31 protein-coding genes and 3 tRNA genes are annotated in these 26,030 nt (G+C 68.1%); 17 read left to right on the top strand and 17 right to left on the bottom strand.

Annotated features, from left to right (window positions below):
• Positions 1–32: 32 nt before the first annotated feature.
• From AC0685_RS08210 to AC0685_RS08185, 6 genes are all read right to left on the bottom strand, one after another.
• Complete coding sequence (locus AC0685_RS08210) at positions 33–797, bottom strand: alpha/beta fold hydrolase (protein ID WP_478224948.1); 765 nt, start codon at positions 795–797, stop codon at positions 33–35.
• Between the two features lie 77 nt (positions 798–874).
• Complete coding sequence (gene rplA / locus AC0685_RS08205; protein ID WP_007031003.1) at positions 875–1,588, bottom strand: 50S ribosomal protein L1; 714 nt, start codon at positions 1,586–1,588, stop codon at positions 875–877.
• Positions 1,589–1,670: 82 nt separating this feature from the next.
• Entirely contained in the window at positions 1,671–2,105 is a 435-nt protein-coding gene (gene rplK, locus AC0685_RS08200) for a 50S ribosomal protein L11 (protein ID WP_005152062.1), read from the bottom strand.
• A 78-nt stretch (positions 2,106–2,183) separates the two neighbouring features.
• On the bottom strand, positions 2,184–3,017 hold the full coding sequence (nusG, locus tag AC0685_RS08195) for a transcription termination/antitermination protein NusG (protein ID WP_478224947.1): 834 nt from the start codon (positions 3,015–3,017) through the stop codon (positions 2,184–2,186).
• A gap of 76 nt (positions 3,018–3,093) precedes the next feature.
• Complete coding sequence (gene secE, locus AC0685_RS08190; RefSeq protein ID WP_007031001.1) at positions 3,094–3,546, bottom strand: preprotein translocase subunit SecE; 453 nt, start codon at positions 3,544–3,546, stop codon at positions 3,094–3,096.
• A gap of 27 nt (positions 3,547–3,573) precedes the next feature.
• Positions 3,574–3,646: transfer RNA gene (locus AC0685_RS08185), tRNA-Trp, on the bottom strand.
• Positions 3,647–3,852: 206 nt separating this feature from the next.
• On the opposite strand from AC0685_RS08185, the gene AC0685_RS08180 reads away from it, so the two are divergent.
• Together AC0685_RS08180 and AC0685_RS08175 are read left to right on the top strand one after the other, a co-directional pair.
• Entirely contained in the window at positions 3,853–5,082 is a 1,230-nt protein-coding gene (locus AC0685_RS08180) for a pyridoxal phosphate-dependent aminotransferase (protein WP_478224946.1), read from the top strand.
• Positions 5,079–5,975: a TIGR03619 family F420-dependent LLM class oxidoreductase gene (locus AC0685_RS08175; RefSeq protein WP_478224945.1), complete on the top strand. Its 897-nt coding sequence runs from the start codon at positions 5,079–5,081 to the stop codon at positions 5,973–5,975. The genes AC0685_RS08180 and AC0685_RS08175 overlap by 4 nt, the downstream gene beginning before the upstream one ends.
• A 37-nt stretch (positions 5,976–6,012) precedes the next feature.
• Here AC0685_RS08175 and AC0685_RS08170 read toward each other — a convergent pair whose 3' ends face one another.
• Complete coding sequence (locus AC0685_RS08170) at positions 6,013–6,228, bottom strand: hypothetical protein (RefSeq protein WP_378434200.1); 216 nt, start codon at positions 6,226–6,228, stop codon at positions 6,013–6,015.
• 116 nt (positions 6,229–6,344) lie between these two features.
• Between AC0685_RS08170 and AC0685_RS08165 the strand changes: the two genes are divergently transcribed.
• The gene (locus AC0685_RS08165; protein WP_478225224.1) at positions 6,345–7,277 is read left to right on the top strand and encodes an SGNH/GDSL hydrolase family protein; all 933 of its coding nucleotides are present in this window, start codon (positions 6,345–6,347) and stop codon (positions 7,275–7,277) included.
• 298 nt (positions 7,278–7,575) lie between these two features.
• Here AC0685_RS08165 and AC0685_RS08160 read toward each other — a convergent pair whose 3' ends face one another.
• The 6 genes from AC0685_RS08160 to AC0685_RS08135 all read right to left on the bottom strand — a co-directional run bounded on the left by AC0685_RS08160 (position 7,576) and on the right by AC0685_RS08135 (position 11,614).
• Positions 7,576–7,980 (bottom strand): MaoC/PaaZ C-terminal domain-containing protein, encoded by a 405-nt coding sequence (locus tag AC0685_RS08160; RefSeq protein ID WP_478224944.1) that lies wholly within the window; start codon positions 7,978–7,980, stop codon positions 7,576–7,578.
• Positions 7,977–8,426, bottom strand: coding sequence for a MaoC family dehydratase N-terminal domain-containing protein (locus tag AC0685_RS08155; protein WP_478224943.1), 450 nt, complete (start codon positions 8,424–8,426; stop codon positions 7,977–7,979). The genes AC0685_RS08160 and AC0685_RS08155 overlap by 4 nt, the downstream gene beginning before the upstream one ends.
• Before the next feature lie 88 nt (positions 8,427–8,514).
• Positions 8,515–8,679 carry a 50S ribosomal protein L33 gene (rpmG, locus tag AC0685_RS08150; RefSeq protein ID WP_005152047.1) on the bottom strand — a complete coding sequence of 55 codons (165 nt, stop codon included), beginning with the start codon at positions 8,677–8,679 and terminating at the stop codon, positions 8,515–8,517.
• Positions 8,680–8,724: 45 nt separating this feature from the next.
• Positions 8,725–8,797 (bottom strand) — tRNA-Met (locus tag AC0685_RS08145).
• A 49-nt stretch (positions 8,798–8,846) separates the two neighbouring features.
• A tRNA-Thr gene (locus AC0685_RS08140) sits at positions 8,847–8,919 on the bottom strand.
• Positions 8,920–8,998: 79 nt separating this feature from the next.
• Positions 8,999–11,614 (bottom strand): putative bifunctional diguanylate cyclase/phosphodiesterase, encoded by a 2,616-nt coding sequence (locus AC0685_RS08135; RefSeq protein ID WP_478224942.1) that lies wholly within the window; start codon positions 11,612–11,614, stop codon positions 8,999–9,001.
• Between the two features lie 280 nt (positions 11,615–11,894).
• Here AC0685_RS08135 and AC0685_RS08130 point away from each other — a divergent pair, with 280 nt between their 5' ends.
• From AC0685_RS08130 to AC0685_RS08105, 6 genes are all read left to right on the top strand, one after another.
• Entirely contained in the window at positions 11,895–12,833 is a 939-nt protein-coding gene (locus AC0685_RS08130) for a GNAT family N-acetyltransferase (protein ID WP_478224941.1), read from the top strand.
• An 18-nt stretch (positions 12,834–12,851) separates the two neighbouring features.
• The gene (locus AC0685_RS08125) at positions 12,852–13,700 is read left to right on the top strand and encodes an SAM-dependent methyltransferase (protein WP_478224940.1); all 849 of its coding nucleotides are present in this window, start codon (positions 12,852–12,854) and stop codon (positions 13,698–13,700) included.
• Positions 13,701–13,867: 167 nt separating this feature from the next.
• Positions 13,868–16,270: an endopeptidase La gene (lon, locus tag AC0685_RS08120; RefSeq protein ID WP_478224939.1), complete on the top strand. Its 2,403-nt coding sequence runs from the start codon at positions 13,868–13,870 to the stop codon at positions 16,268–16,270.
• 166 nt (positions 16,271–16,436) lie between these two features.
• The gene (locus tag AC0685_RS08115) at positions 16,437–16,637 is read left to right on the top strand and encodes a hypothetical protein (RefSeq protein ID WP_478224938.1); all 201 of its coding nucleotides are present in this window, start codon (positions 16,437–16,439) and stop codon (positions 16,635–16,637) included.
• Between the two features lie 17 nt (positions 16,638–16,654).
• Positions 16,655–17,137, top strand: coding sequence for a helix-turn-helix domain-containing protein (locus tag AC0685_RS08110; protein WP_478224937.1), 483 nt, complete (start codon positions 16,655–16,657; stop codon positions 17,135–17,137).
• Positions 17,134–18,294 (top strand): alkaline phosphatase PhoX, encoded by a 1,161-nt coding sequence (locus tag AC0685_RS08105; RefSeq protein WP_478224936.1) that lies wholly within the window; start codon positions 17,134–17,136, stop codon positions 18,292–18,294. Before AC0685_RS08110 ends, AC0685_RS08105 begins: the two co-directional genes overlap by 4 nt.
• A 215-nt stretch (positions 18,295–18,509) precedes the next feature.
• On the opposite strand, the gene AC0685_RS08100 is transcribed toward AC0685_RS08105, so the two are convergent.
• Complete coding sequence (locus AC0685_RS08100; protein ID WP_219146160.1) at positions 18,510–19,160, bottom strand: DedA family protein; 651 nt, start codon at positions 19,158–19,160, stop codon at positions 18,510–18,512.
• A 135-nt stretch (positions 19,161–19,295) separates the two neighbouring features.
• Here AC0685_RS08100 and AC0685_RS08095 point away from each other — a divergent pair, with 135 nt between their 5' ends.
• Genes AC0685_RS08095 through AC0685_RS08080 form a run of 4 tightly spaced genes read left to right on the top strand, consistent with a single transcriptional unit; the run spans position 19,296 to position 21,803 of the window.
• A complete protein-coding gene (locus tag AC0685_RS08095; protein ID WP_478224935.1) occupies positions 19,296–20,447 on the top strand; it encodes a sensor histidine kinase in 1,152 nt (383 codons plus the stop codon).
• A complete protein-coding gene (locus AC0685_RS08090) occupies positions 20,438–21,082 on the top strand; it encodes a response regulator (RefSeq protein WP_478224934.1) in 645 nt (214 codons plus the stop codon). Before AC0685_RS08095 ends, AC0685_RS08090 begins: the two co-directional genes overlap by 10 nt.
• Before the next feature lie 44 nt (positions 21,083–21,126).
• Positions 21,127–21,417 carry an ArsR/SmtB family transcription factor gene (locus tag AC0685_RS08085; RefSeq protein ID WP_005152025.1) on the top strand — a complete coding sequence of 97 codons (291 nt, stop codon included), beginning with the start codon at positions 21,127–21,129 and terminating at the stop codon, positions 21,415–21,417.
• Positions 21,414–21,803, top strand: coding sequence for a VOC family protein (locus tag AC0685_RS08080; RefSeq protein WP_340684793.1), 390 nt, complete (start codon positions 21,414–21,416; stop codon positions 21,801–21,803). The genes AC0685_RS08085 and AC0685_RS08080 overlap by 4 nt, the downstream gene beginning before the upstream one ends.
• A 76-nt stretch (positions 21,804–21,879) precedes the next feature.
• Here AC0685_RS08080 and AC0685_RS08075 read toward each other — a convergent pair whose 3' ends face one another.
• The gene (locus AC0685_RS08075; protein ID WP_478224933.1) at positions 21,880–22,260 is read right to left on the bottom strand and encodes a VOC family protein; all 381 of its coding nucleotides are present in this window, start codon (positions 22,258–22,260) and stop codon (positions 21,880–21,882) included.
• Positions 22,261–22,307: 47 nt separating this feature from the next.
• Complete coding sequence (locus AC0685_RS08070) at positions 22,308–22,451, bottom strand: hypothetical protein (RefSeq protein WP_478224932.1); 144 nt, start codon at positions 22,449–22,451, stop codon at positions 22,308–22,310.
• Between the two features lie 97 nt (positions 22,452–22,548).
• On the opposite strand from AC0685_RS08070, the gene AC0685_RS08065 reads away from it, so the two are divergent.
• Genes AC0685_RS08065 through AC0685_RS08055 form a run of 3 tightly spaced genes read left to right on the top strand, consistent with a single transcriptional unit; the run spans position 22,549 to position 24,880 of the window.
• On the top strand, positions 22,549–23,187 hold the full coding sequence (locus tag AC0685_RS08065; RefSeq protein ID WP_478224931.1) for a TetR/AcrR family transcriptional regulator: 639 nt from the start codon (positions 22,549–22,551) through the stop codon (positions 23,185–23,187).
• Positions 23,188–23,226: 39 nt separating this feature from the next.
• Complete coding sequence (locus AC0685_RS08060) at positions 23,227–24,441, top strand: DUF4241 domain-containing protein (RefSeq protein ID WP_478224930.1); 1,215 nt, start codon at positions 23,227–23,229, stop codon at positions 24,439–24,441.
• A gap of 16 nt (positions 24,442–24,457) precedes the next feature.
• Positions 24,458–24,880, top strand: coding sequence for a PPOX class F420-dependent oxidoreductase (locus AC0685_RS08055; protein ID WP_478224929.1), 423 nt, complete (start codon positions 24,458–24,460; stop codon positions 24,878–24,880).
• Here AC0685_RS08055 and AC0685_RS08050 read toward each other — a convergent pair.
• The gene (locus AC0685_RS08050; RefSeq protein WP_478224928.1) at positions 24,865–25,380 is read right to left on the bottom strand and encodes a GNAT family N-acetyltransferase; all 516 of its coding nucleotides are present in this window, start codon (positions 25,378–25,380) and stop codon (positions 24,865–24,867) included. The genes AC0685_RS08055 and AC0685_RS08050 overlap by 16 nt on opposite strands.
• A gap of 40 nt (positions 25,381–25,420) precedes the next feature.
• Here AC0685_RS08050 and AC0685_RS08045 point away from each other — a divergent pair, with 40 nt between their 5' ends.
• Complete coding sequence (locus tag AC0685_RS08045) at positions 25,421–25,990, top strand: dihydrofolate reductase family protein (protein WP_478224927.1); 570 nt, start codon at positions 25,421–25,423, stop codon at positions 25,988–25,990.
• Positions 25,991–26,030 lie beyond the last annotated feature (40 nt).

Genomic DNA, 26,030 nt, shown 5'->3' with positions numbered 1-26,030 from the left:
CCCCAGATCGCGATTAGGGGGCTAAACGCAGGTCAGAGGTCGTGCGAAGTCAGGAAGCCGGTCAGCGCGGAGCCGAAGGCGGGGTGCATGACGGCGGCCATGTGATCGCCGGGCACGCGGACCAGGCGGGCGCCGGCGATGGCGGCGGCCAGGCGTTCGGGTTCCGCGGCCAGCGGGTCGGTGTCCCCGGCCAGGATCAGGGTCGGCACCGCGATCGCCGTCAGGTCCAGTTTCGGGTTCGCCGTCCCGCGCGCGACGGCCGCCAGCGCGATCCGGTCCGCCCGCAGAGCGTCGGCCAGCATACGAAACGGCGCCGAAGACGGCGGAAGCGTCGAAGGGTCCTCCGCCAGGAGAGCATCGCTGATCGCCTCCGGCGTGACGACGCGGGTGTCCACGCCGCCGAAGTCGACGATCCCCGAACCGACCCCGCCGATCGCGAGACACCGGATCCGCGGGTCGGCGGCCACGGCGCCAAGCGCGATCATCGCGCCCATCGAGTAGCCGACCATCGACACCTCGTCGAGGTTCAGCGTGTCGAGCAGCGCCGACACGTCGCGGACCATCGCGTCGTCGCCGTAGCTCGCCTCGTCGTGCGGTTTCGCCGACCGCCCGTGGCCGCGCGCGTCCAGGCTGATCACGGTCAGCCCCGCGTCCTGGATGGTGTCGACGACGCCCGGCGCGATCCAGTTGGCGTTCGTGTCGGCGGCGAAACCGTGTTGCAGCAGTACCGGACGCCCTCGGCCTTCCCAAACGGTGTAGCTCAGCTGAAGCCCGTCGAACGACGCGAAGGTAGGCATGCCCTCAAGCAAACACGAAAAAGGGGCGGCCCCGCCGTAGCGGGACCGCCCCCTTCTCAGTGATGTCTAACTCAGACTCACGCGTCCTCGGAGAGGAGGTTGCGGGTCCGGGCCGGGTCGACCGGGACACCCGGGCCCATCGTCGTGGAGATCGTGACCTTCTTCAGGTAGCGACCCTTCGCCGACGACGGCTTGGCGCGGAGGATCTCGTCCAGCGCGGCCGCGTAGTTCTCCACCAGCTTCTCGGTGTCGAACGAGGCCTTGCCGATGACGAAGTGCAGGTTGGCCTGCTTGTCCACGCGGAAGTTGATCTTACCGCCCTTGATGTCCGTCACGGCCTTCGCGACCGCGGGGGTCACGGTGCCGGTCTTCGGGTTCGGCATCAGGCCACGCGGGCCGAGGATGCGGGCGATACGGCCGACCTTCGCCATCTGGTCCGGCGTCGCGATCGCGGCGTCGAACTCGAGCCAGCCACCCTGGATGCGCTCGATCAGTTCGTCGGTGCCGACCACGTCCGCGCCGGCGGCCTCGGCCTCGGCGGCCTTGTCACCAACGGCGAAGACAATGACGCGGGCGGTCTTACCGGTGCCGTGCGGCAGGTTCACGGTGCCGCGGACCATCTGGTCGGCCTTGCGAGGGTCGACACCGAGGCGCATGGCGACCTCGACGGTGGCGTCCATCTTCGCGGAGGAAGTCTCCTTGGCCAGCTTCGCGGCCTCGAGCGGGGCGTAGAGCCGCTCGCGGTCCACCAGCTCAAGAGCCTTGCGGTAGGCCTTGCTGTGCTTGGGCATTGCTTCTGTCCTTAACTCTTCAACGGATCAGTGTGGTGTTGGAGCCAGCACTTGGCTCTCCCACGGTGGTGCTGGGTGGAGCTCAGTCGACGACCGTGATGCCCATCGAGCGGGCGGTGCCGGCGATGATCTTCGCGGCCTGGTCGATGTCGTGCGCGTTCAGGTCGGATTCCTTGGTCTTCGCGATGTCGCGGACCTGGTCCCAGGTGACCTTGGCGACCTTGGTCTTGTGCGGCTCGCCGGAACCCTTCTCCACGCCCGCGGCCTTCAGCAGCAGCTTCGCGGCCGGCGGCGTCTTGAGCTTGAAGTCGAACGTGCGGTCTTCGTACACGGAGATCTCGACCGGGACGACGTCCCCGCGCTGCGACTCGGTCGCGGCGTTGTAGGCCTTGCAGAACTCCATGATGTTGACGCCGTGCTGACCCAGCGCGGGGCCGACCGGCGGCGCGGGGTTGGCCGCACCCGCCTTGATCTGCAGCTTGATGATCGCCGCAAGCTTCTTCTTCTTGGGTGGCATTTCGTTTGTTCCTTCTTACTGACTTGAGTCCCCCGCACACCTGCCAGTACGCGGGGACTGCCGGCCGTCTGGCGGCCGTCAGATCTTGGAGACCTGGTTGAACGACAGCTCGACCGGGGTCTCCCGGCCGAAGATCGACACCAGGACCTTCAGCTTCTGTCCGTCCACGTTGACCTCGGAGATCGTCGCGGGCAGCGTCGCGAACGGGCCGTCCATGACGGTGACCGACTCGCCGACCTCGAAGTCCACCTCGACCGCGGGGGCACCCAGCTGCGACTCGGCGGAAGCGGCCTCGCCCTTGCCGGGCTTGGCGGGGGCGGCCGTCTCGACCTTGGGCGCGAGGAACTTGAGCACCTCGTCCACGGTCAGCGGCGACGGACGCGACGTGGCACCGACGAACCCGGTGACACCCGGCGTGTTGCGCACCGCGCTCCACGAGGCGTCGTTCAGGTCCATGCGGACCAGGATGTAGCCGGGCAGCACCTTGCGCTGCACCTGCTTGCGCTGGCCGTTCTTGATCTCGGTGACCTCTTCGGTCGGGACCTCGATCTGGAAGATGTAGTCCTCGACGTCCAGCGTCTGGGTGCGGGTCTCGAGGTTGGTCTTCACCTTGTTCTCGTAACCCGCGTACGAGTGGACGACGTACCACTCACCGGGAGCGGCGTTGAGTTCCGCGCGCAGCTTGGCGACCGGGTCGACGTCCTCGCCGGACTCGGCGGCGGTGTCGTCGGTCTCGACGGGCGCCTCTTCGGCATCCGCGACATCTCCGGCTTCGTCGACCTCGTCGCCTGCGGCGGGCACCTCGACGGAGTCCAGGTGCTCGGACTGCTCGTCGCCGAGTGCCGCGTGCACCTGCTCGTCGGAAAGCTCGGTCAGCTCATGACCGGCTGCTGTGCCGTTGTCGGAGGTCACGTTCCGTCCTCTCAGTTGATCGGTTGCCGTGGCGCAGGCCACCGTGCGGCGCCCTCAGGCACCGCGGCCGGCTGCCTCAGCTGCCGAAGACGGCACCGACGACCTCTTTGAAGGCCAGGTCGAGGCCGCTCACCAGCGCCACCATGAACACCACGAAGACCAGCACCACCGCGGTGTAGGTGACCATCTGCTTGCGGTTCGGCCAGATGACCTTGCGCAGCTCGGCCCAGACCTCACGGATGAAGCGCATGAGCCGGGCGAAGATCGACGCCTGCTTCGGCTTGCGGTCGCGCTTCGGGGTCGCCGTGCCTTTGGCGTCCTTGGACTTCTCGGTCTTATCCCCGGCCTTCGCCTTGCCGGCGGGGCGGGTCTTGTCGTCCGACTTGGCGTCGGCCTTACCGGACGGGCGCGCGGACGCACGGCGCTCACGCCGGGCAGCGGCGGTCACTGGGCGGGACTGCTCGTCGGGCTTCTGCCCGGCGCCGTCCTGCGCCTTCTCACCGCTGGCGTCGCTGTCGCTCACGACCACTCCTCCGCCTTCACCAGTTCGCTAACGCAGGGGTGACAGGACTTGAACCTGCAACCTGCGGTTTTGGAGACCGCTGCTCTGCCAATTGAGCTACACCCCTTTGGAGCCCCGATGCTCTGGAGCTCCCGAGGACGCATTCCATCGTCCCCACCGCCGTGGCGGGGATGACCGTAGTGCGTTCCAAGACCAGAAGTCTACGGCAACCCCCGAACAGCTTCGCAACCGCGCCCCTCAAAGCGGCGCGGAGCAGACTTCCGCGGGAAAACTCCCCCACGGCCGACCCCATGATCGTGCCACGATGTCGCCATGAGCGCTCCCGCACCCTCGCCTTCGACGGCAACCCGCGTCTCGGCTCGCATCGGCGGCATCACGCCCTCGGCCACGCTGGCCGTCGACGCGAAGGCCCGGGAGCTCAAGGCGCAGGGCCGTCCGGTGATCGGGTTCGGCGCCGGGCAGCCGGACTTCCCCACCCCGGCCAACGTGCTCGAAGCCGCCGAAGCGGCCGTCCGGGACAAGGTCAATCACGGCTACACGGCCGCGGGCGGGCTGTCGGAGCTGCGCGAGGCGATCGCGGCGAAGACCGTCCGCGACTCCGGGTTCGAGGTCGATCCCAGCCGCGTCCTGGTGACCAACGGCGGCAAGCAGGCGGTCTACTCGGCGTTCGCGACGCTGCTCGACCCCGGCGACGAGGTGCTGCTGCCCGCGCCGTACTGGACGACGTACCCGGAGTCGATCTCCCTCGCCGGCGGCGTCGCGGTGCAGGTCACGGCGGACGAGACGACGGGCTATCTGGTCACCGTCGAGCAGCTCGAAGCCGCCAGGACTCCGCGCACGAAGGTGCTGCTTTTCGTGTCGCCGTCGAACCCGACCGGCGCGGTGTACCCGCGCGAACAGGTCGAGGCGATCGGGCGCTGGGCACACGAGAACGGTCTCTGGGTCATCACCGACGAGATCTACGAGCACCTGGTCTACGACGGTGCCGAAGCGCCCTCGATGCCCGTCCTGGTCCCGGAGCTCGCCGACCGGACGATCGTCCTCAACGGTGTCGCGAAGACGTACTCGATGACCGGCTGGCGGGTGGGCTGGCTGCTCGGTCCGCAAGACGTGGTCAAGGCGGCGACGGCGTACCAGTCGCACTTGTGCGGCAACGTTTCGAACGTGGCGCAACGAGCCGCGCTGGCCGCGGTGAGCGGCCCGCTCGACGCCGTTTTCGCGATGCGCGAAGCCTTCGACTCCCGGCGCCAGAAGGCACTTTCCCTGCTGTCCGAGATCCCTGGCGTCGAGACTCCGGTGCCGCTCGGCGCCTTCTACGTGTACCCGTCGGTGAAAGCCTTGCTAGGTAAGGAAATTCGCGGCGCGCGCCCGGCCGACACGGTGGCGCTGGCCGATCTGATCCTGCGCGAGGCCGAGGTCGCCGTGGTGCCCGGCGAGGCGTTCGGGACCCCTGGCTACTTCCGGATTTCCTATGCGTTGGACGAAAGTGATCTCGCCGAAGGGATCTCCAGGATGGGCAGCCTGCTCGCGGAAGCACGGTGACCGTGATGCGCCTGGGAATCGCCCTTCCGCAATACGGTCCCCTCGCGTCGATGGACGCCGTCACCGGTTTCGCCGCGGCCGCCGAAGAGCTCGGGTACGAGTCCTTGTGGGTCGGGGATCGGGTGCTGGCCCCGGTCTCGCCGTCGGACTTCTACCCCGGCGGCACGCGGGAACGGCCGTACCCGCCCGAGTTCGTCACCTTCGCCGATCCGCTCATCCTGCTGACCGTCGCCGCGAGCGTCACGAACAAGGTCCGGCTGGGCACCAGCACACTCACCGGAACGGTGTATCCGGCCGTCGTGCTCGCCCGGATGCTCACTTCACTGGATCAGGTGAGCGGCGGCCGCCTGGACGTCGGCTTGGGCATCGGCTGGCTTCGCGACGAGTACACGGCGACGGGCACGCCCTGGAAGGGCCGTGGCGGGCAACTGGAGGAGCTTCTCGACGTCCTCGGGAAGTTCTGGACCGGAGACCCTGTCGAGCACGAAGGCGAACGCTGGCGGATCCCGGCGTCGAAGGTCGGCTTGCGACCGGCGCAGAGCCCGCATCCGCCGGTGTTGCTGGGCGGGCTGTCGCCGGTGGCGCTGGATCGCGTCGGCCGCCGCGCGGACGGCTGGCTTCCCGCGGGACTACCCGCGCCGTATCTGGCGAAGCTCTGGGAGACCGTGGTGAGCGCGGCCGAGAAGGCGGGTCGCGATCCCGGCACGCTGCGGCGGGTCCTGCGGATCAACCCGAAGCCCGGAACCGATCTCCAAGACGTCGCCTCGCAGCTGAAGGCGGCTGCCGAAACCGGGATCGCCGAAGCCTTCGTCGACCCGCACTACCTCGCGCGGGACGTCGGCCACGCCCTCGATCTCGCCGCCGAGCTGCGCGACCTCGTCCCCCGCGACTGAAGGCCCTCCCCGTTCGCCGGGAAGGGCCTTCAGCGGCTCAGGATTCGCCGTCGGCGAGCTGAACGAGCGCGTGTGCCTTCGCGGCGTACTTCCAGTTGCCGAGGTCCCGGATGGTCTTGATCTTGAGCTCGGCGAGGAGTTCGTCGTGCTTCTTGGTCAGGCCTTCGAGAGCGGACGGGGGCGCGTCCAGCAACTCGCTGATCCCTTTGTCCTCCCATGCCTTGTCGACCAGCTTGGTCAAGTTCAGGCTCACGGTTTTCGCCTTTCCTCGGGGCAGTCACGGCATCACCCTGAACGTGATCCATGTCTCAGGCAACCGGAGATCACCCGTTCACGCGTCGTCCACCGACGAGCGGACCGATGACAAATGTGACCCAGGTCGCGTACAACGAACGGGTGACGCAGCGGAGAACGGGCGGAGGCTGCCTCTTCCTGGTGATCGTGCTGTCCGTCCTGGGGATCGCTTACCACCTGTGGGAGCGTGGGACGTCGGTGACACCTGCGGGAGTCACCGTTTCGGACGGCGCGGGCCGGTACGTGGCGCTGGGCGATTCGTACACGGCGTCGCCGGGCACCGGTCGGCCTGTGGGTGCGCCGCCGGGCTGCGACCGCTCGGACAACAATTACCCGAGCCTGCTCGCCGCGAAGCTGCGCCCGGCCGAGTTCGTCGACGCCAGCTGCGGTGGCGCCACGACCGAACACCTCACCGGTGAGCAGAAGACCCGGGACGGCACGAACGCTCCGCAACTCGACGCCATCGACGGCGACACGACCCTCGTGACCATCGGGATCGGCGGCAACGACGTCGGCTTCGTCGGCTTCGCGAGCCAGTGCGCGACGCAGGTGCAGACCGCTTCGCCCTGCAAGACCCAGCTGACCGCGAGCGGGCGCGACCAGCTGGCCGAACGGATCACCGCCGCGGCGGGGCGGGTCGGCGGAATCCTGGACCAGATCCGCTCGAAAGCCCCGTCGGCGCGCATCGTGGTCGTGGGGTATCCGACGGTGCTTCCGGACGACGACGCCGGCTGCTGGCCGGTCCTGCCCGTCGGCGCGGGGGACGTCGCCTACTTCCGCGACTCGCTGAAACGACTGAACACGGCGCTGCAGGAGACCGCGAAGGAGCACGAAGCGGGCTTCGCCGACATGTCGACAGCGAGCAAGGGGCGGGACATGTGCAGCGCCGCGAACCGGCGCTGGGTCGAAGGCCCTGCTCCCTCCGTGCCCGCGGCGCCGCTGCACCCGAACGCGCGGGGCGCGGAAGGGATGGCGGAGGTCATCGAGAAGCTGCTCAAGCTCGCGTAGGGGTTTCTCCGGACTGGCGAGGCCTCGGGATGCCGAGCTGCATGACCGGACCTTTCATGCGGGACTGTGTGGATTTCGGGTCATCCAACGTCCCAAAATCCACACAGTGGACCTCATTGGTCCGGTCATGCGCCCTTCCGCGGCTTAAAGCTGCGAAGCGACCTTTCGTAGGCTCGCGAAGCTCCTACGCGGCCGACTCCGACTCGCTGACCTGCGGAAAGAGAGCAAGGGACCTTTGCTATCACTTACTTAGGCACGCTAAGCGAGTGATAGCAAAGGTCCCTTGCTCCACTTGAGGTCAGGCGCGGACGACCGCTTGGGCCTTGCCCAGAACGGCCTTGCCCTCGAACTTGGCGGTGATGTCGACGCGGGCGGTGCCGTCGTCGTTGACCACGGCGACCTTCCCGGTGAACTCGATCGTCGCCGCGCCGTCGTTCGGCACGACCACGGGCCGCGTGAAGCGCGCGAAGTAGTCGACGAGGCGGCCGGGGTCGCCGAGCCAGTCGGTGACGAGCCGCGCCCCGAGCGCCATGGTGAGCATCCCGTGCGCGATGACGTCGGGCAGGCCGACCTCCTTGGCGAAGGCCTCGTTCCAGTGGATGGGGTTGAAGTCCAGCGAGGCACCGGCGTAGCGCACCAGCTGCTCCCGGGTGACCTCGATGGTCAGCGGTGTCAGTTCTTCCCCGACGGTGAACGTGCTCACGCGTCCTCCCCTCGGACCACGAGCTGGGCGTTCGTGGTGGCGATCGGGCCACCGTCGGCGCCGGAGATCTCGGCGCGCAGGTTGATGAAGTCGTTCCCGGCGCGGGTCATGATGTTGTCGATGTACGTGGTGAGCGACAGGACGTCGCCCGCGTGCACCGGCCGCGTGTAGGTGAACCGCTGGTCGCCGTGGACCATCCGCGAATAGTCGAGCCCCAGCTCGGGGTCCGAGACGATCGCGTTGATCGAGGCGAGGTTGATGATCGTCAGGAACGTCGGCGGGGCGATGACGTCGCGGTAGCCGGCCGCCTTCGCCGCTTCGGTGTCGCGGTAGAGCGGGTTCGCGTCGCCGAGCGCGTCGGCGAACTCCCGGATCTTCTCGCGACTCACTTCATAGGTACTGGTCGGCGGGTACACCCGCCCGGTGAACGACTGGTCCAAGGCCACCCGAGCAGGCTACCGAACCCGAAAAATACCCGAAGCCGCCCTGGTGACCAGGACGGCTTCGGGTAAGACAGGTAGAACCGCTAGACGCTCAGCGGGTCTCTTTGTGAGTCCGGTGCGTACCGCAGTTCGGGCAGAACTTCTTCATCTCCAGGCGATCCGGGTTGTTGCGCCGGTTCTTCTTGGTGATGTAGTTGCGGTGCTTGCACTCCTCACACGCGAGCGTGATCTTCGGTCGCACGTCAGTGGCAGCCACAGCATTTCCTTCTCTACTAGGCCTGGGATACCCAGGATTACCGCGTAGCGGTGGCCGGACTTGAACCGGCGACACAGCGATTATGAGCCGCTTGCTCTGCCAGCTGAGCTACACCGCCTTACATGAACCTGGCCGCGACACGCTTACGTGACGCGGCTGAGGTCGCGAGCCCCTTTACGGAATCGAACCGTAGACCTTCTCCTTACCATGGAGACGCTCTGCCGACTGAGCTAAAGGGGCCTTGCCTCTCGCGAGGACTTGGAAAGATTACCAACTTCGGAGGACCCCGATTTCAGGGGGGTCCCCTTACCGCAAAACCTCAGGTCAGCAGGGTCAGGACGGTCTCGGAGTGCCGCCCCGGCGAGCGTGCCGTGCGGGCCTGCAGCCACGCCTCCAGGCGGTCCTCCGGCAGCGGCCGCGAGATGAGGTAGCCCTGCGCCACGTCACACCCCATCGCCTCGAGCTGATCCCGCGCGACGTCTTCCTCGACACCCTCCGCCACGACCGTGAGGCCGAGCGAATGGCCCAGTTCGACGATGGAGCGCACGACGGCGAGGTCGCCGAGGTCGGTGCCCATGCCGAGGACGAAGCTCTTGTCGATCTTGACCTGGTCGACCGGGAGCTGCCGCAGGTACGCCAGGGACGAGTAGCCGGTGCCGAAGTCGTCGACGGCGAGCACGATGCCCAGGGAGTGCAGCTCCCGCAGGATCGGCAGTGCCTTCTGCGGGTCGGACATCACACCGGACTCGGTCAGCTCGAAGGTGAGCAGCTCGGGCGGGATGCCGAAACGGTCGAGTTCGCGCGCGACCTTCGTCGGGAAGTCCTCGTCGGCCAGGTTCCGGACCGACAGGTTCACCGCGGCGGAGATGCGCAGACCCTCGTCGAGCCACTTGCGCACGCGCTTCAACGACTCTTCGAGCACGAACGACGTCAGGACGCCGATGAGGCCGGCCGCTTCGATCGCCGGGACGAACTCGTCGGGGCCGAGCCTGCCGAACTCCGGATGCACCCAGCGCACGAGCGCCTCGACGCCTTGGATCTGCCGGTTCGGCAAGGTGATCTTCGGCTGGTAGTGGACGCTCAGCTGGCCTTCTTCCAGCGACTGCCGGAACTGCGTGACCATTTGGAACCGGCGCATGAAGATCTGGCCCATGCTGGCCATGTAGCCGCGGACCTCTTCGCCGCCCTTGGTCGCGCGGACGGCGACGTCGGCGCGCTGCAGGAGCCCGTCGACGTCGACCTGTTCGTCGTCTTCCGCCGACGAAGTGGCGTAGCCGATCATCGCGTTGGCTTCGACGGAAAGCCGGTCCACCGGATACGGGGCGACGAGTTCCGCGCGCAGCAGTTCCGCGGAGGCCTGGGCGCGTTCCGGCGCGCAGCCGACAAGGAGCGCCGCGAAGGACGCGCCTTCGAGCCTGGCGAGCGGGACGTCGGGGCCGAGCGCGTCGCGGATCCGGCGGCCCGCGGCGATGACCATCCGGTCGGCCCAGACGTAGCCGAGGGCGTCGCTGACGGTGGAGAAGACGTCGAGGTCGATCCGGAGCACGACCGCGTTGGCCTGTTCCCGCAACGGTTCCTTGGCGACCTGGCGGAAGCCCGGCCGGTTGAGCAGGCCGGTCAGCGGATCGTGGTAGGCGTCGTGGCGCAGGGTCGCGAGCAGGCGCCGGTTGTCCAGCGACGTCGCGAGGTGGCTGGCCATCGTGCCGAGCAGCTGGACGTCGTACTTGCCGAACCCGCGCCAGCGGGACAGCCTGTCGTGCGCTTCGACGACGCCGAGGAGCTGGTTCGCGCTGCGCAACGGGACGACCAGCGCCTCCTGCGCGCCACGGTCGAGCAACGCGGAGCGGACGTCGGGATTGGCTTCGGTGATCCGGAAGTGCCGGACGTGCGCGCCGGGCAGGCGCAGCAGCGGGTCGTCGGCGGCCGGGTCGACGGGTGGCAGTTCGTCGCCCGCGACGACCATCCGCATGGTGTCCTTCGGTTCCAGCCGGAGCCTGAGCACGACCCGGCCGGCGGCGAGCTGGTCCTTGATGCGTTCGGCGATGGTCGCCCATTCGCGGACGTCGACACCGCCGACGAGTTCGTCGGCTCGCCCGGCGGGCCGCGCGGCGGCCTGTTGACCGGATCGCGCGACCATCAGGCTGACGTCGGACAGCGCTTCCATGTCGCGCTGCTCGCGGAGCAGGTCGGAGTACGCCCAGTACAAAGCGGTGAGCCCGAGGAACACCGCCAGCACGAGCGGCCAGGCCTTCGGCGTCCCGGAAATGACCAAATATCCGGAAAGGCCGACCGAAGCGTTGACGAAGCCGACGACGAGGATGCGGCCGGTCAAGCGGATCGCGGTGCTGACCCGCATGCGGCGGCGCAGCACGCGGACGGCGGCGAGCGCGAGCAGCGTGCTGACCAGCGGCGCGGTCAGAGTGCCCGCCAGCGCGGCGATCCAGGTCATGTCGTGGGCGCCGGAGGCCTGTTTCACCAGCCCTGCCACGGCGAACGCGCCGGTGATCTCCAGCAGGAAGGCGCCGGCGTTGTAGAGCACGCGGCCCGCGACCTTGCGGGCCAGCAATGTCCCGATGCCCGCCGCGAGGTGGGCGGCGAGCACGACTTCGAAGGGAGCGACGAAGAAGCCGATGACCAGCGGGATCTCGGTGAACGAGATCGTCCACGAGATACCGCTGCGGACGTCGACGTTGATGCCGAGCTGTTCGGCGAGGAGGAACGCGAGCGCGAGGATCGGCCCGATCCACAACAGGTCGTCCGAAGCCTCGAAGTCCAGCCAGAGGCTGACCGCGGCCGCGGCGGCGATGCCCATGGTGAGTACCGCGAAGGTGTAGACGCGGAACCGTCGCTCGTCGGTACGAGCCTCCGTAACGGCGCCTCCCTTGCCCGCCGGCGCCTGTGCGGCGCTCCCGGGCCTGCCGTTCGTGTCCGGCATCCGACCTTCCTTCCCGGCTGCCCAACCGGTCTTGTCCTACCGCGACCTCGGGGACGAGGGCAATACAGTACCCCGGAGGGCGTACCCGAGTCCCATTCGAGACAGTATGAGATCACCCCAGGGTTAACAATGGGCGCGTCGCGCTGACCTGCGTGGACCAAGGGGTGAAATGGGAGCGTTATTCGCGTTCCTTCCGACTACCGGAAGTCACCTGGCGCCACGCCCCGGCCAATCTCGTGAAGTTCCCGGCGGACCCATCAGTAGGGGCTTGAATAGCCCTATGAATAGCCACGCCATCGCCGCCGGGCACGCCGAGCGGCTCGCCACCGTGGACGCCCTGCTCCCCGAAATGCCTGCACTGGAGCCTGTCGAAGGCTCCGTGTCACTCTCCGCGACGGCAGGCGAGTCGGCCGCCGCCGGATTGTCGGTACGGACCGAGACGCGCCCCGATTCTGTTGACTCTCCGTGGCGGGCGCTCGTCGAGCATCGCCTCGAAGCGCGGCTCACCGGCCCTCGCCCGGAAGCTGCCCTTGACGCATTACTCACCCGATGGGATGAACATCTGAAGACCGTCGCCCCACCTGGGGATGTCGAGACCGCGGCGACCGTGGTGCGGCCCAGCCGGGACTCCCCCGGCTCGGCCGAATTGCTGCGCCGCGGCTTCGCGCCGGTGCTGGTGATCGCGGTCCGCCCGGCCGACCGGCTCGCCGTGACGGGGCCGCCCGCCACTCCCGGAGTGCACATCCGGCCCGCCGAAGCGGATGATCTCGAAACCGCCGTCGGACTCGAACTGGAATTGCAGCGTTATGACGCGCAGTTCGGTTCTGTCACTTTGCGCGAGGGCGCGGAGGAAACGATCACGGCGGAGCTGTCGAAACATCTGGGCCGGGAAAATCCGACATTGTGGATCGCCGAGCTGTACGGACGTCCGCTGGGCATGGTGCGGGTGCAGTTCCCCGGTGAGACGGCGTGGATCGGCGGCCGGGTCGCGGCGGAGAAGGTCGGCTACCTGTCGTCGCTCGCGGTGGCCGAACCGGCGCGCTCGAGCGGGGTGGGGACGGCGCTCGCCGCGCACGCGCACCAGGTCTTCGACGAATGCGGCACCGAAGCCGTGCTGCTGCACCACGCGCTGGCCAACCCACGATCGACGCCGTTCTGGTACGCGCAGGGCTACCGGCCGCTCTGGACGTACTGGCAGCGCCGACCCGCGGTGCCCTGATCCCGATAGGCTCATTTCGTGAAGAGGGACGATGACGCGGCCCCGGTGGCGCCGACCGGGGTCGACACCGAAAAGCCGTCCGCGGCGAGGATCTACGACTGGTTCCTCGGCGGGACCCACAACTGGGCGGTCGACCGCGAGTTCGCCCGCGCGCTGGAAAAGCAGTGGCGGTGGGTCAAACCGGGCGCGCGGCACAACCGCGAGTTCATGAACCGTGTCGTGCGCGCGGCGCTGAACGCGGGGATCCGGCAGTTCATCGACCTGGGTTCCGGTGTCCCGACCGCCGGGAACGTGCACGAGATCGTCCAGGAGGAGCTGGAGCCGGGCGACACCGCGAAGGTGGTGTACGTCGACTACGAGCCGGTGGCGGTGGCGCACGCGGAGCTGATCCTCGAACGGCACGAGGCGACCGACTGGGCCGGGATCGTCCAGGCGGACATGCGGCGGCCGAAGGACGTCCTGCGTCATCCGGAGACCCTGCGGCTGATCGATTTCGACCAGCCGGTGTGCCTGATGATGATGGCCGTCCTGCATTTCGCCGGGCCGCACGACGATCCGCCCGCGCTGGTCGCGACCTACCGGAACGCGCTGGCGCCGGGTAGCTGGCTGGGGCTGTCGCACATGAGCTTCGGTGGCCAGACGGGCGAGGACGCGGACGGGCTCCACTGGATGGTCGAGCAGTACCGGAAGACGAGCAACCCCGTGTGGATGCGGGATCGCGAAGAGATCGAGCCGCTCTTCGGGGACTGGCCGCTGCTGGAACCCGGCGTCGTCCACCTGCCCGACTGGCGGCCGGTGCGGGAGCTGCGGCGGGACGAAGAAGGCGCCCGGCCGTTCGCCTGGTGCGGGGTCGCCGTCCACCCCTGACATCCGACCTTTGATCCCAACGCGTCGCGTTTAGCAGGCTAAACGCGACGCTTTGGGCATTAGAGGTCGGAGGAGTGGGTGATCGCTGACGGCGAACGCGGAAAGGAAACAAACGGGTCGATCGGAGAGTTGAGCTAGGCAGACTCAACTAACCGAGGAGTGCACAGATGACCGACACCCGCCTCCTGCCCGTCCTCCCGCTCGATGACGACGTCGTGCTGCCGGGCATGATCGTCCCGCTCGACCTCGCCGACACGGAGACGCGCGCCGCGGTGGAGTCCGCCCAGGCCAACGCGCCTGCCCAGGCTTCCTTCCCGGGGATCCGGTCCAGCGCCGCCACGAAGGCCGAAGTGCTGATCGTCCCCCGAGTCCACGGCGAGTACGCCGAACTCGGCACCATCGCGACCGTCGAGCGCATCGGGCGCGTGCCCGGCGGCAAGACCGCGGTGTTGCTGCGCGGCACCCGCCGCGCCGTCGTCGGCCGCATCGCCGACGGACCCGGCGCCGCCCGCTGGGTGCACGCCGAGGTCGCCACCGAGACCACCGACGACAACGCCGCGAAACTCGCGTCCGAGTACAAGTCCGTCGTCATCGCGATCCTCCAGCAGCGCGGCGGCTGGCAGATGATCGACGCCGTCCAGGAGGTCGAAGACCCGTCCGCGGTCGCCGACCTGGCAGGCAACTCGTCCTACCTCAAGACCGAGCAGAAGCTCGAACTGCTGACCACGCTCGATGTCTCCACGCGACTGGAGAAGGCCCTCGAATGGAGCCGCGAGCAGCTGGCCGAGCTCGAGGTGACCGACACCATCCGCAAGGACGTCCAGGAGGGCATGGAGAAGCAGCAGAAGGAGTTCCTGCTGCGCCGCCAGCTCGAAGCGATCCGCAAGGAGCTGGGCGAGCTCGACGGCACCGCCAACGACGACGACTACCGCGCCCGCGTCGAGGCCGCCGAGCTGCCGGACGCGGTCAAGAAGGCCGCACTGTCCGAAGTGGACAAACTGGAGCGGACCTCGGACCAGTCCCCGGAGGGCGGCTGGATCCGCACGTGGCTGGACACGGTCCTCGAACTGCCGTGGAACGAGCGCACCACCGACGTCCACGACATCGCCGCGGCGCGCGACATCCTCGACGCCGACCACGCCGGTCTCGACGACGTGAAGGAACGCATCATCGAGTACCTGGCCGTGCGCAAACGTCGCGCGGAGTCCGGACTCGGCCCGGTCGGCGGACGGCGTTCGGGCGCGGTGCTGGCGCTCGCCGGTCCTCCCGGAGTCGGCAAGACGTCGCTCGGCGAGTCCGTGGCGAAGGCGATGGGCCGCAAGTTCGTCCGGGTCGCGCTCGGCGGCATCCGCGACGAGGCCGAGATCCGCGGTCACCGCCGCACCTACGTCGGCGCGCTGCCCGGCCGGATCGTCCGCGCCATCAAGGAAGCGGGCTCGATGAACCCGGTCGTGCTGCTCGACGAGATCGACAAGGTCGGCGCCGACTACCGCGGCGACCCGACGGCCGCGTTGCTGGAGGTGCTGGACCCGGAGCAGAACCACACCTTCCGCGACCACTACCTCGAGGTCGAGCTCGACCTGTCCGACGTCGTGTTCCTGGCGACGGCGAACGCGCTCGAGACCATCCCCGGCCCGCTGCTGGACCGGATGGAGCTGGTCACCCTCGACGGCTACACCGAGCACGAGAAGGTGACGATCGCCCGCGACCACCTGCTCCCCCGCGAGCTGGAGCGCGCCGGCCTCGGCAAGGACGACGTCACGCTGACCGACGGCGCGTTCAGCCGCATCGCCGCCGAGTACACGCGGGAAGCCGGGGTGCGCAACGCGAACCGGACCATCGCGAAGGTGCTGCGGAAGGTGGCGACCAAGGTCGCCCTCGACGAGGTCGAGCTGCCGCTGACGATCGACGCCGACGGGCTCGAGACCTACCTCGGCCGTCCTCGGCACCTGCCGGAGTCCTCGCTGCCCGCGTCGACACAGCGAACGTCGACCCCGGGCGTGGCGACCGGGCTGGCCGTGACCGGCGCCGGCGGTGACGTCCTCTACATCGAGGCGTCGCTGGCGGATCCGGAGTCGGGCTCGACCGGGCTGTCGCTGACCGGTCAGCTGGGTGACGTGATGAAGGAGTCGGTGCAGATCGCGTTGTCGTACCTGCGCTCGCGCGGCGCCGAGCTGGAACTGCCGGTCGGCGACCTGAAGGACCGCGGCATCCACGTGCACGTCCCCGCGGGCGCGGTGCCCAAGGACGGACCGAGCGCCGGCATCACGATGACGACCGCGCTGGCGTCCCTGCTTTCGGGCCGGGTCGTGAAGTCGGACGTCGCGATGACCGGTGAGGTGTCGCTGACCGGGCGCGTGCTGCCGATCGGCGGGGTCAAGCAGAAGCTGCTGGCCGCGCACCGGGCGGGGATGAAGACGGTGATCATCCCACAGCGCAACGAACCCGATCTGGACGATGTCCCGGCCGAAGTGCTGGCACAGCTGGACGTCCACGCCGTGGCGAACGTCCGCGACGTCCTGGACATCGCGCTGGCCCCGGCGACGGCTCCGGTCGCCCAAGCGGCGTAACGGCGCGAGGCCGAAGCCCCGGATCCTGCCCAGGATCCGGGGCTTTCGGCTTTCCGAGATCCGGACGAACCCGGACATTACCTCACCTTAAACTCCCTATCACGTTTTGATAACGTGTATTGCGTGTCACTCAGCCGGGGTGCGTGATCCTTGAGAGGGCAAGGTCATGAGTCAAGGAATTCTTTCCCCGTTGCGGCCGAGGCGCAGGTGCGTTTCGGCCGGTCAGATCGTCTGTCTGAGCATTCTCACCGGTTTCACCGCGGCACTGACCTTCGCCGGCACCAGTGCCTCGATCGCCGCGGGCATCGCCATCGCCCTGTTCGGCGCCGTTCTCCGTCACCCCGTGCCCGCAAGGGCACCCCGATGAACACCGAATCGGAGTTCATGGCGCGACTGCGCGAACTTCGCGACCGAAGCGGCCTCAGCATCCGCACGCTGGCCACCGCGACCGGCTGGTCCCGCAGCACCTTGGCCGACATGCTGGCCCGGAACACCTTGCCCGGCAACGAAAACCAGATGAGGATTCTGCTGCACGCCCTGCTCCGGGCGGTTCCCGGAGAGCCGGGAATCGACGAGTATCTCGCCGACTGGCGTCACCTGATCGGACGTCGCCACCACCGCAATGGCGGATGCGCGCCGATCGACCGGATACTCGTCGCACTGGAAATCGCCGCACAACGCGGGGGCACCGACGCGCCGGGTCTCCGCAAAGCCAAGGAAATAGTGTTGAGCGAGGGTTCCCTACGAAAGTCGCCTCGTCGCGGTGAATATGCCGCGAATTCACCCGGAAGTCCCGTTCCGCCCGTACTCTCCGACCCGCTCCTTCCCGCACCACCACATCAGCGGATGTCTCGGAGGCATGAGTGAAGCGACGGAATTTCCTGCGCGCGGCCGTGGTCGGCGCCGGTGTCACGGCGTTCGGAAACCGGCTCTCGGGGGCGGCCCTCGCCGCGCCCGCCCAGAACGGACCCAGCCCGTACGGCGCGCTCCAGGCGGCCGACGCGAACGGGATCCAGCTGCCGGCGGGATTCACCAGCCGCGTCATCGCGAGGTCCGGCCAGAAGGTCGCGAACACCGGCTACACCTGGCACAGCGCCCCGGACGGCGGCGCGGTGTTCGCCGACGGCAGCGGCTGGATCTACGTGTCGAATTCGGAGATCACGCCCGGCGGCGGGGCGAGCGCGGTCAAATTCGACGCGAGCGGGAACATCACCGGCGCCCATCGCATCCTGGCGAATACGCGCCAGAACTGCGCGGGCGGCAAGACTCCTTGGAACACCTGGCTTTCCTGTGAGGAGATCGACCTCGGGTTCGTCTACGAGTGCCAGCCGAACGGTCCGGCCACGGCCGCCGTCCAGCGGCCCGCGATGGGTAAGTTCAAGCACGAGGCCGCGGCGGCCGACCCGGTGCGCAAGGTCGTCTACCTGACCGAGGACACCTCGGACGGCTGCTTCTATCGCTTCGTCCCGACGACCTGGGGCAACCTCTCCGCCGGAACGCTGCAGGTACTGAAGGCGGGCACGGCGACCTCGGGCAGCTTCACCTGGGCGAACGTGCCCGACCCCGACGGCTCCCCCACCGCCACCCGCAACCAGGTGTCCGGCGCGAAGCGGTTCTCCGGCGGCGAAGGCCTGCACTACGCCAACGACACCGCGTGGTTCACCACCAAGGGCGACAACCGCGTCTGGCAGCTCAACCTGACGAACAACACCTACGAGCTGGCCTACGACGACTCGCTGGTCAGCCCCGGCTCGGCGCCGCTGACCGGCGTCGACAACGTCACCGGCACCTCTTCGGGTGACCTGTTCGTCGCCGAAGACGGCGGCAACATGGAGATCTGCATCATCACGCCGAACGACATCGTGGCGCCGTTCCTGCGGATCAACGGCCAGAGCTCGTCGGAGATCTGTGGCCCCGCGTTCACGCCGGCGGGGAACCGGCTGTACTTCTCGTCGCAACGCGGCACCTCCGGTTCGTCCTCCGGCGGGATCACCTACGAGGTGACCGGCCCCTTCCGTTCCTGAGTGCCTGTTGGTGAACCCGCACCGCGATCGACGTCGGCAGGGCGACCTGATCAACCCTCTCCCGTTGACAGGCAAGGGCGCCCTGCCACCGCGATAGCGGGGCCTTCGGCCGGGCGGGTTCACGCGTTGTGTCCCTTCTCCGAGTCCATCCTCAGCTCCGCCAACAGGCTCTGACACCGCGTGCGGGGCGCCCGGCCGGGCGCCCCGCCACCGGCTCAGGCGTTGGTGCGGTTCTTCTCACGCAGGCGGTTCACCACGAAGAGGGTCAGCGCGACCCCGACGGCGGCGATCACGAAGTACTGGAAGAACCCGGCGTACTCCTCGACCAGGTGCCAGCTCTCCCCGAGGCCGTAGCCCGCCAGCACGAACACCGTGTTCCAGATCAGGCTGCCCAGCGTGGTCAGGGCCAGGAACCGCCAGAACGGCATGCGCTCGATCCCGGCGGGCAGCGAGATGAGGCTGCGGAAGATCGGCACCATCCTGCCGAAGAACACCGCCTTGGTGCCGTGTTTCTGGAACCAGGCCTCGGTCTTGTCGAAGTCGGACGTCTTGACCAGCGGGATCTTCGCCATCCAGCGGCGCGTGCGGTCTCGGCCGAGCAGGAGGCCGAGGTAGTACACGATGATGGCGCCCGCGACCGAGCCGAAGGTCGTCCACACCAGCGCTTCCACGAGGGTGAACGTGCCCTGGCTGGCGGAGAACCCGGCGAGCGGGAGCACCAGTTCGCTGGGGATCGGCGGGAACAGGTTGTCCAGGCCGACGATGATCGCGGCGCCCGGACCGCCCAGCGCGTCCATCAGTGACACCGCCCAGCCGGCGAGTCCTCCCATCGGTTCGCTGGCGGTTTGGGCGAGCAGGAGGTTCATGGCGGCCTTTCGTGGTCGTCTGCAGTTGCCAACGAACGTACGAATCACGCGGGTTCCGCACCCTGGGGTGAAGCGGCACAGATCACTGCGGAAAACCTCAATACCGACCTTCGGATACCCCGCTAACCTGGCGCTATGCCTGTTCCGGCAGCGATGCGCCGCTACCTGCGCAAGATGCTCCGCGGCACGCTGGGCCTGGCGATCGGCGCCACGACCGGGGTCGCGGAGTTCTTCTACGTGCTTTTCGGCGGCATCGCGCTCGCGGTTCCCGCGTTGCGGCGGCCCGTCTTCTCCGGCGCCCGCACACTGTCCGAAATGGAGCGACAACGGCTGGAGAAGTACTTCGGCGAGGAGAACGCGACGGATTACTCCGGACGCCGCGCGATGGCCTACCTGGTCCCGCGGTGCGTCATCGGGTTGCTCAGCGCCGGGATCTTCGGCCTGATCCTGCTGGGTGCCGGATCCGGCCTGATCATCGGGTATCAGCTCCTCGACGGCAGGTCGCCCGGCGGTGACGCCCCGGCCGATTGGTACGACCCGGTCACCACCCTGCTCTTCGGCGCGCTGCTCGTTTTCCTTTCCTTGCAAGGGCTCATCGGGGCCGCGACGCTGGACGGCAAGCTGGCGAGGTACTTTTTCGGGCCCAGCAAGAAGGAACAGCTGCGCCGCCGGGTCTCCGAACTCGCGACCAGCCGGGCCGAGGTGGTCGAAGCGGTCAACGGCGAGCGCCGCCGGATCGAACGGGACCTGCACGACGGCGTCCAGCAGCGGCTCGTCGCGCTCGGGATGCTGCTCGGCCGGGCACGGCGGGCCACCGACCCGAAGCGCGCGTCGGATCTGCTGCGGCAGGCGCACGAGGAGTCCCAGCGCGCCCTCGTCGACCTGCGCGAGGTCTCGTGGCGGGTGTATCCGATCGCGCTGGACTCCGACGGGCTGCACCCCGCGCTGGAAGCGCTCGCGGAACGCTCGGGGATACCGGTCCACCTCCGGGTCGACCTGCCGGAACGGCCACCGGCGGCCATCGAGACCGTCGTCTACTTCGTCGCGTCCGAAGCGGTCACCAATACGATCAAGCACGCCGCGGCGACGCGGATCGACATCGAGGCCGAACGGGACGGGGACAGGGTGCGGGTACGGATCACCGATGACGGCACGGGCGGGGCGAGGGAGTCCGGCGGCGGTCTTTCCGGCCTCGCGATGCGCGTCGCGGCCGCGGACGGGCAGTTCACCGTGGACAGTCCGCCCGGCGGGCCGACCGTGGTGACGGCGGTGCTGCCGTGCGCGTGATCCTCGCCGAGGACTCGACCCTGCTGCGCGAGGGGCTGGTCCGGCTGCTGGTCGAGGAGGGGCACGAGGTCGTGGCGTCGGTGGGCGACGGCGACGCGCTCCTCTCGACGACGGCCGCCTATCGGCCGGACGTGATCGTCACCGACGTCCGCATGCCGCCGACCCACACCGACGAGGGTCTTCGCGCGGCGCTCGAGATCCGGAAGCGCTGGCCGGAGATCGGAGTGCTGGTGCTCTCGCAGTACGTCGAGAAGCGCTACGCCACCGAGTTGATCACCGGCGACGGTGAGCGCGTCGGCTATCTCCTGAAGGACAGGGTCGCCCAGGTGGGCGAATTCCTGGACGCGCTCGACCGGGTCGCCGCGGGCGGGGCGGCGTTCGATCCGGAGGTCGTCCGGCGGCTGCTCGCGCGGACCACGCATACCGATCCGCTCGCGAAACTGACCGTCCGCGAGCGTGAAGTGCTGGAGAAAATGGCGCAGGGCCACACGAACGCCGGGATCGCCGAGTCACTGTTCGTGTCACTGAGCGCCGTCGAGAAGCACGTGAACGCCATCTTCGACAAGCTCGGACTGGCCAGCACCGCCGGGTACAGCCGTCGCGTCCTCGCGATCCTGCGGTACCTCGGTTCCTGAGCGCCGAATTGACAGGCAAGTGACCGCTTGCCTATAACTGAGGCGTGGACGGCGACCTGTTCAAGGCGATCGGCGACGCGACGCGGCGCACCATCCTGGACGAGCTGACCGAAAAGGACGGTCAGACACTGTTCGAGATCTGCGGCAGGCTGACCATGAAACACGGCCTGGCCTCGTCACGACAGGCCATCTCGCAACATCTCGCGATGCTCGAACAGGCGGGCCTGGTGCACACCCGGCGGCAGGGCCGCTACAAGTTCCACCACATCGACACGAGCCCGTTGCGGTCGATCGTCGAGCGGTGGCCCATCGACCGAGAGGAACCGAACCCGTGATCCGGATCAACATCACCAGCGTCTTCGTCGACGACCAGGCCAAGGCGCTGGAGTTCTACACCGAAAAGCTGGGTTTCATCAAGAAACACGACGTGCCCACCGGCGACGCCCGCTGGCTCACCGTGGTCTCCCCCGCCAATCCCGACGGTGTCGAGCTGCTGTTGGAACCGGATGGCCACCCCGCGGCGAAGCCGTTCAAGAAGGCACTGACCGACGACGGCATCCCGTTCACCCAGTTCGCCGTCGACGACGTGTACGCCGAGGTCGACCGACTCAAAGGCCTGGGGGTCCAGTTCACGCAGGACGCTGTCGACATGGGGCCGGTGGTCACCGCCGTCTTCGACGACACCTGCGGCAACCTGATCCAGCTCGCGACGATGAAGTAGCCCCGGACACGGAAAAGCGGGGCTTGGTCCACTGTGGACCAAGCCCCGCTGCGTCTCACCGAGAGACGAGCATTCCTTACCGCTGCACCCATTCCACGAGTTCCACGGGTACGCCGTTCGGGTCGGTGACCATGAGGAGGCGCTCTCCCCACGGCTCTTCCCGTAGCGGCAACGTAATCTCGACACCTTCGTCGCGCAAGCGCTTCTCCTCGGCTTCGAGGTTCTCGACCGTGAAGGCCACGATCACCCCGGACGCGCGCTGCTGCCGCAGGTTCTCCGGCAGGACCTCGATCCCCGCCCGAAGCAGGACGATGGTCACCTTCGCGGTTTCGTGCCCGAGGGAGACGAATCCCTCCGCGGCCATCTGCTCACTGAAACCGAAGTGCTCGGTGAAGAAACGGCTGGAAGCGGCGACGTCGTCGACGGTCAGCGAGACGGTGGAGGCAAGGACGTTCATGGGCTATCCCCTTCGGGTCGGCGGTGGGTTTCGGAGAAGCGGGCCGGTCAGTACGACCGGCGGCGCGGGACGCCGATCGAGCGGCGCACCGGCATCGAGCGGCCCGGGAACGGCTGCTGGTGGCGGCGGTCGTTCCGACGGACCTGGGCGCGGTTGATGCCTTCGTTGCCTTGGGGGATTCGAGCGGTCAAGGAGCCTCATCTCTTGCTGCTTGGTAGTACGGACGTAAGTTTACATCCGACGCAGCGTAAGTCAAGGATATTTTTACGACGGTGGTAAACTTCGCTCATGACCAGCACTGATGTGGGTTTGCGGGAGCTCAAGAAGCAGGAGACACGACAGCTGATCTCCGACCAGGCGACGCTGCTCTTCATCGAGAAGGGCTTCGAGGAGACGACGATCGCCGAGATCGCAGCGGCGGCGAGAGTGGCGAAGAAGACCGTCACGAACTACTTCGCGCGCAAGGAGGACCTGGCGCTCGACCAGCACGAGGAGTTCACGAACGGGCTGGCGAACGCCGTCCGGGACCGGAAGCCGGGTGAGTCGGCGTTGGCCGCGCTACGACGCACCTTCCTGGACGCGGTGGCCGAGCACTCGCCGGTGATCGGCTTCACCGGGCCGGTCTTCGCCAAAATGGTGCTGGAGAGCCCGACTCTGACCGCCCGGCTGCGTGAACTGCACGAACTGCGGGAAGCGGCGCTCGCCGAACTGCTCGCGAGCGAGACCGGAGCGGACGCGGACGACGTCACCCCGGTCATGGCGGCCGCCGAGCTCAACGCGATCGACCGCGTCCTCTTCCGCGAGGTCCTCCGGCGCTCGCACGCGGGCGAGAGCAACGACGAGATCGCCGAAGCGCTGACGAAGGCGACACAGCGGGCTTTCGAGTTGCTGGAACCGGCGTTCGGCGACTACGCGATCCGTGAATAGCCCTGGGTTTTGTCGGGAGTTACCGCTAGGTTCCGCTCCATGTCTGAGGGGACCTTGCTGGACGTCGTCTATTGCGAAGGCTGGGATCCGGCCGCCCGCGCGGTGATCGGGAGGCTCTCGTCCGGCACCGCACGCGGACGCGACGCCGCCGGAGAGCAATACGCCGTCGCCTTGGTGCGCCCGGGCACCGAGATGCCGCTGGTGCTGCTCGAAATCGCGTGGAAGCACTCCTTCGCCCGCACGGTGCTGTTCGATGAGCTGGGCAGGCGCCGGGGTTTCTTCGAGTTCCGGGTGCTGGAGGACGGCGCGCTGTTCCTCATGAAGGTCGAGCAGTGGACCTACCGGTTCGAGGACCAGGAAGAGTTCGACAAGAAGAGCGCCGGCCATCTGGAGATGTCCTTCGGCCCGGACGGCAAGGGCTGGATGCACCAGGCGCCCCAGGGTTACGGCGGCGGCTCCAGCAGCGGTCAGGTGAGCAAGCAGGTGTCGGAGCTGACCACACCGAAGCCCGCCTTCGGTGACTGGCAGCCTCTCGCGAACTCGGGGCCGCTGACCCTCCGGCCCCCCGACGCTCCCGACACCGATCCGCCGCTGCCCGTCGACGAACGTCCCTGGCGGCCGTCCGTTCCGCTGCGCCCTTCCGGCTTGGACGAGATGTTCACCGCGGGCACGCGCTTCTCGCTGAGCGGCGACCATGGCCTCGTCGAGGTCGAGCTCCGGGACGCCGGGAAGCTCCGCATGCCCAGCGGCAGGCTCGTCGCGGCGGACCCGGCGTTCCTGGACGCGGACGCGGAGCACTTCACGGTCACCGTGCCTCCCGGCGAGTACCAGGTCGCAGTCTCCGTGATCCGGTTCGTCGACGAACCCACCCACGAACGGGTCGCGGCCGCCAAACTCGTCGTCGCCGATGTTCCCGTCGTCACCTGGGAAACCGCGCTCTGGCCCGGGCAGAACGCGCTTTTCCTCGGGGACGGGGAGTTCTACGGCTACGGCGTGGACAGCGGCACGGGCTGCTTCGCCGACGCGGCCGCCGTCCCCGCGGAGATGGACGACGACCTCCTGGAGAAGTTCGAGGAGGTGGACCCGTATGTCGACGTCACCCCGGACGGAGCCGACGGCAACATCATCGCGTTCACCACCGGCTGGGGCGACGGCAGCTATCCGACCTGGATCGGCCGGGCGGCCGACGGCAGGCCGGCCTGCTTCGTCACCGACATGCTGGTTCTCAACCGCGCCCGGATTCTCACGGCTTGAGCGGGATGATGACGCCATGACCTTTACAGACGAGGAGATCGCATACCTGCGTTCGCAGCCTTTGGCCCGCTTCGCGACCCTCTCGGAGGACGGCGAACAGCCTGATGTCGTGCCGCTGGCGTTCGAGTTCGACGGCACTTGTTTCTGGGTCGGCGGAGTGGGCGCGTCGGTCCTCGCGACTCGGAAGTTCCGCAACATCCGTGCGGGGCGGCGCAAAGTCGCCCTGGTCGTCGACGACACGGCCTCCCTCGACCCGTTCATCGCCCGCGGTATCCGGATCTACGGCGAGGCCGACGACCCGATCGAACGAGTGGGAGCGGTCGGCCCTGGCATCTATTCGCGCGTGACGCCGAAGGTGTCGTGGAGCTGGAACATGGCGGGGGAACCCGCGGGCGAGACGTGGTACCCGTCGAGGCGCGCGGTTCACGGCGAGGCGTAGAGGAGCATGTCCTTCGGGACGCCGCCGATCTCGTGATGAGCGGACAGCAGTCCTTCGCACCGGTAGCCCGCCTTCTCGGCCGCGCGGAGGGAGCCGCGGTTCCACGGCTCGATGTACAGCTCGATCCGCTCGACGCCGGGCACGGTCCGGGCGAACCCGGTGATCGCCACGAGGGCGTCGGCCGCGAAACCGCGTCGCCGATGCTCGGGCGAGATCGAATAGCCCACGATCCCGATGCCTTCGGACAGCTTTCGCAGCCAGAGGCCGATCGTGCCGACCGCGGTTCCGCCCGCGACGATCACGAAGGGAAAGCCGCGGCCTTCGGCTCGGCCGCTTTGCTGCCGTCGCACCCACGCTTCGGCTTCCTGCCGGCTCGGATGCGCGGGAAGGCTGCCGATGAGCGGGATGTAGGGATCTTCGCCGAGTTCGAGGGCGAGCCCGACGTCGGCTTCGGTGAACTCGCGGAGGATGACGGATCCATGGGCCGGCGGCTCGGTCATCGGTCCATTCTTGTCGGAGGGCGGCGGTACGGTCTGGTCCATGCGGGAGCTGATCGTCACCGAGAACTGCACGATCGACGGCGTGATAGAGCTGGCGGGCGACTGGTTCCGTCCGGGCGACACGGATCCGGACGTGGACCGGTCGGACGTCCTGGCCGTCCTCGAAGAACAACGTGAGAACGCCGACGCGTTCCTCCTCGGACGCGTCACCTTCGAAGACATGCGCGGGTACTGGCCGAAGCAAACCGGCGACAAGACGGGAATTTCGGCCTATCTCGACTCAGTGGACAAGTACGTGGTCTCGAGCACGCTGACGGAGCCGGAGTGGCAGAACACGACGGTGCTCTCCGGTGAGCTGCGTTCCGAGATCGAGAATCTGAAGGCCGCCGAAGGCAGGGACATCGTGACGACCGGCAGCATCTCGCTGGTGCGGGCGCTCATCGCCGAGGGCCTCGTCGACGAGTACCGACTGTTCGTCTATCCCGTCGTGGCCGGCGAAGGCCGCAGGCTGTTCGAAGGGGCTACCGGCGTTCCGAAGCTTCGCCTGGCGGAGGAGCGGACGTTCGCGTCGGGGATCGTCCTGCTGCGTTATCGGGCCGCGTCGCGCTGACGCCACCGAAAACGGAATGAACACCGCACGGTCGCGGGCG

Source organism: Amycolatopsis sp. NPDC043889 (assembly GCF_056435645.1).
This window is presented reverse-complemented; position numbering and strand designations above follow the sequence as displayed.

Coding starts and splice junctions, on each gene's coding strand:
- rplA (WP_007031003.1), bottom strand. CDS start 1,588: ATGCCCAAGCACAGCAAGGCCTACCGCAAGGCTCTTGAGCTGGTGGAC.
- AC0685_RS08110 (WP_478224937.1), top strand. CDS start 16,655: ATGGCGCGACTGCGCGAACTTCGCGACCGAAGCGGCCTCAGCATCCGC.
- AC0685_RS08095 (WP_478224935.1), top strand. CDS start 19,296: ATGCCTGTTCCGGCAGCGATGCGCCGCTACCTGCGCAAGATGCTCCGC.
- AC0685_RS08055 (WP_478224929.1), top strand. CDS start 24,458: ATGACCTTTACAGACGAGGAGATCGCATACCTGCGTTCGCAGCCTTTG.
- AC0685_RS08130 (WP_478224941.1), top strand. CDS start 11,895: ATGAATAGCCACGCCATCGCCGCCGGGCACGCCGAGCGGCTCGCCACC.
- AC0685_RS08065 (WP_478224931.1), top strand. CDS start 22,549: ATGACCAGCACTGATGTGGGTTTGCGGGAGCTCAAGAAGCAGGAGACA.
- AC0685_RS08180 (WP_478224946.1), top strand. CDS start 3,853: ATGAGCGCTCCCGCACCCTCGCCTTCGACGGCAACCCGCGTCTCGGCT.
- AC0685_RS08050 (WP_478224928.1), bottom strand. CDS start 25,380: ATGACCGAGCCGCCGGCCCATGGATCCGTCATCCTCCGCGAGTTCACC.
- AC0685_RS08060 (WP_478224930.1), top strand. CDS start 23,227: ATGTCTGAGGGGACCTTGCTGGACGTCGTCTATTGCGAAGGCTGGGAT.
- AC0685_RS08210 (WP_478224948.1), bottom strand. CDS start 797: ATGCCTACCTTCGCGTCGTTCGACGGGCTTCAGCTGAGCTACACCGTT.
- AC0685_RS08045 (WP_478224927.1), top strand. CDS start 25,421: ATGCGGGAGCTGATCGTCACCGAGAACTGCACGATCGACGGCGTGATA.
- rplK (WP_005152062.1), bottom strand. CDS start 2,105: ATGCCACCCAAGAAGAAGAAGCTTGCGGCGATCATCAAGCTGCAGATC.
- lon (WP_478224939.1), top strand. CDS start 13,868: ATGACCGACACCCGCCTCCTGCCCGTCCTCCCGCTCGATGACGACGTC.
- AC0685_RS08135 (WP_478224942.1), bottom strand. CDS start 11,614: ATGCCGGACACGAACGGCAGGCCCGGGAGCGCCGCACAGGCGCCGGCG.
- AC0685_RS08100 (WP_219146160.1), bottom strand. CDS start 19,160: ATGAACCTCCTGCTCGCCCAAACCGCCAGCGAACCGATGGGAGGACTC.
- AC0685_RS08075 (WP_478224933.1), bottom strand. CDS start 22,260: ATGAACGTCCTTGCCTCCACCGTCTCGCTGACCGTCGACGACGTCGCC.
- AC0685_RS08115 (WP_478224938.1), top strand. CDS start 16,437: ATGAGTCAAGGAATTCTTTCCCCGTTGCGGCCGAGGCGCAGGTGCGTT.